Genomic DNA, 2,615 nt, shown 5'->3' with positions numbered 1-2,615 from the left:
AGCCTGGCCGCCGACGGGCAGCGGTTCACCCGCATGGCCGCCGACATCCGCGGTGTCACCGAGGAAACCACCAACGGCGTCAAGCGACTCTACAAGCTGGCGCGCGACGGCGAGCTCCTCTTCCCCGCGATGAACGTCAACGACTCGGTCACGAAGTCCAAGTTCGACAACAAGTACGGGATCCGGCACTCACTCGTCGACGGGCTCAACCGCGCCACCGACGTGATGATCGGCGGCAAGCAGGTGATCGTGTGCGGCTACGGCGATGTCGGCAAGGGCGCGGTGGAGGCGTTGCGCGGCCAGGGCGCGCGCGTCGCCGTCACCGAGATCGACCCGATCTGCGCGCTCCAGGCGTCCATGGACGGCCTCGACGTCGTCGAGCTGGACGACGTCCTCGAACGCGGTGACATCTTCATCACCACCACCGGCAACTTCAACATCATCATGGCAGGCCAGCTGGCCCGGATGAAGCACAACGCGATCGTCGCCAACGTCGGCCACTTCGACAACGAGATCGACATGGCGGGGCTGGCGAAGATCCCGGGCATCACCAAGACCGAGATCAAGCCGCAGGTGCACGAATGGCGGTTCGCCGACGGGCACGCGATCATCGTGCTGTCCGAGGGCAGGCTGATGAACCTCGGCAACGCCACCGGGCACCCGTCGTTCGTGATGTCGAACTCCTTCACCAACCAGGCGATCGCGCAGATCGAGCTGTTCAGCAAGCCGGGTCAGTACAGCACCGAGGTGCACCGGCTGCCGAAGCAGCTCGACGAGAAGGTCGCGCGGCTGCACCTCGACGCGCTCGGCGTGAAGCTGACCAAGCTCACCAAGGAACAGGCCGACTACATCGGCGTCGACGTCGAAGGCCCTTACAAACTGGAGCACTACCGGTACTGAGCGAGATTGCGCCGAACGCCGCGCCGGCTGCTCCGAACGGCGCGTTTCCCCTGCGGTGCGGCGGAAACCCTCCTTCCACACGCCCGTCCGGGACTCCTTTCCGGACGGGCAGTGAGGAGAAGGAGCGTGACGACGTGATCATCCTCGGTGTCATCCTGCTGGTCGTGGGATTCGTGACCGGCATCCAGGTGCTCTGGACGATCGGCATCATCCTCGCGGTGGCCGGTGCCGCACTCGCCGTGCTCGGCGCGACCGGGCGGCAGATCGGCGGCCGCGCGCACTGGTACTGACCGCGACCGGCGCGCTGCCCGGCGTCGAGCGCCTGTCGCGCTCGGCGTCGGGTCAGCAGCAGTGTTCGCCGCGCCAGGCGGTCCTGCCTTCCCTGACCGCGACGGCGGCGATCGCCAGCGCGACCACCGGATCCGCCCACCACCAGCCGAACAGCCCGTTCAGCAGCAGACCGGCCAGCAACACACCGGAAAGGCCGGTGCAGAGCAGCGTCTGCCGGGAATCGGCGACCGCGCTCGCCGAACCGAGTTCGCGGCCCGCACGGCGTTGCGCGGCCGAAAGCAGCGGCATCACCGCGAGTGAGACGGCGGCCAGCACGATCCCGGTGACCGACGGCCGGGCTTCCCCCGCCCCCGCGAACGTCCGGACCGCGTCCACGGTGACATAGCAGGCGAGCCCGAAGAAGGACAGCGCGATCACCTTGAGCGCCAAGCGTTCCCGCGCTTCCGGGTCCCGTCCGGAGAACTGCCACGCGACCGCGGCGGCAGACGCGACCTCGACGACCGAATCGAGCCCGAAGCCGATCAGCGCGGCCGAAGACGCCCGCGATCCGGCGATCAGCGCGACCAACGCCTCGACGAGGTTGTAGCCGATCGTCGCCGCCACGAGCAGCCGGATGCGGCGGACCAGCACCGCCCGGCGATCCGCGGCGAGCACGCGGGACTCCCCCGCGCAGCAACCGTCCGGGCAGCCTCCGGCAGGCGCGGGAATCACGCTTCACTCCTCACGGCCCGGTCCTCGTCCGCGCAGTCGTCGGCGGGTTCGACGGCGAGCACGACCTGGACGAGTTCGCGCAGCGCGCGGGCGAGATGCGCGTCGGCGAGTTCGTATCGCACCGAACGGCCCTCGTAACTCGCCACCACGAGCCCGCAGCCCCGCAGGCAGGACAGGTGGTTCGAGACGTTCGACCGGCTCAGCTCCAGCTCGGCGGCGAGCCTGCCGGGATAGCGGGGCCCGTCCAGCAACGCCGTCAGGATGCGGCACCGCGTCGGATCGGCCAGTGCGCGGCCGACGCGGGTCAGCGCGGCCTCTCGAGTCTCACAGGTCACCACACACTGAACAGTACAGCACTGACTGACCTATCGAACCGATCAGGCCCCGGGAAAATAAAGGGCCCTCCGGCTCCGAGGGGGAGGGAGAGCCGAAGGACCCCGTTAGTGGTAGCACATCGTCGAGGCGGTGTACACGCGGACCTACACGATCGGGTAAGGAATTCGGTCTCGACGGACCACAAGGGACACCGGCGGGCCCCGCCCGGCGGGCAGCTGTCCGGGACGCCGAAATCGTCCGCCCCGCCCGGAATCCGGCCAGGACAGCATCGAGGGGGGCCCGCCCCCCGCGGGGGCGCCCCCGCGTGGCGGGGGGTGGGTCATCATGGGGGAGCCGCCGAGAGCGGGGTGAGGGGAGCCGTCCGTGAGCGCCCGCGG

4 protein-coding genes are annotated in these 2,615 nt (G+C 69.4%); 2 read left to right on the top strand and 2 right to left on the bottom strand.

Annotation, left to right across the window (positions count from 1 at the left end; translation table 11 throughout):
- Positions 1–900, top strand: a 900-nt coding sequence (locus ACFWY9_RS10905; RefSeq protein WP_378338728.1) for an adenosylhomocysteinase, incomplete at its 5' end; no start/stop codon positions are given.
- Positions 901–1,034: 134 nt separating this feature from the next.
- On the top strand, positions 1,035–1,190 hold the full coding sequence (locus ACFWY9_RS10900) for a hypothetical protein (RefSeq protein ID WP_378322475.1): 156 nt from the start codon (positions 1,035–1,037) through the stop codon (positions 1,188–1,190).
- 52 nt (positions 1,191–1,242) lie between these two features.
- Here ACFWY9_RS10900 and ACFWY9_RS10895 read toward each other — a convergent pair whose 3' ends face one another.
- Positions 1,243–1,902, bottom strand: coding sequence for a cation transporter (locus ACFWY9_RS10895; RefSeq protein ID WP_378338727.1), 660 nt, complete (start codon positions 1,900–1,902; stop codon positions 1,243–1,245).
- The gene (locus tag ACFWY9_RS10890) at positions 1,899–2,240 is read right to left on the bottom strand and encodes an ArsR/SmtB family transcription factor (protein WP_378338726.1); all 342 of its coding nucleotides are present in this window, start codon (positions 2,238–2,240) and stop codon (positions 1,899–1,901) included. Before ACFWY9_RS10890 ends, ACFWY9_RS10895 begins: the two co-directional genes overlap by 4 nt.
- Between the last annotated feature and the right edge of the window lie 375 nt (positions 2,241–2,615).

It is taken from the genome of Amycolatopsis sp. NPDC059027, from assembly GCF_042739735.1.
In the GTDB taxonomy this organism is placed as follows: domain Bacteria; phylum Actinomycetota; class Actinomycetes; order Mycobacteriales; family Pseudonocardiaceae; genus Amycolatopsis.
The sequence above is the reverse complement of the archived record's forward strand: the minus strand, read 5'-3'. Positions and strand labels throughout refer to the sequence as shown.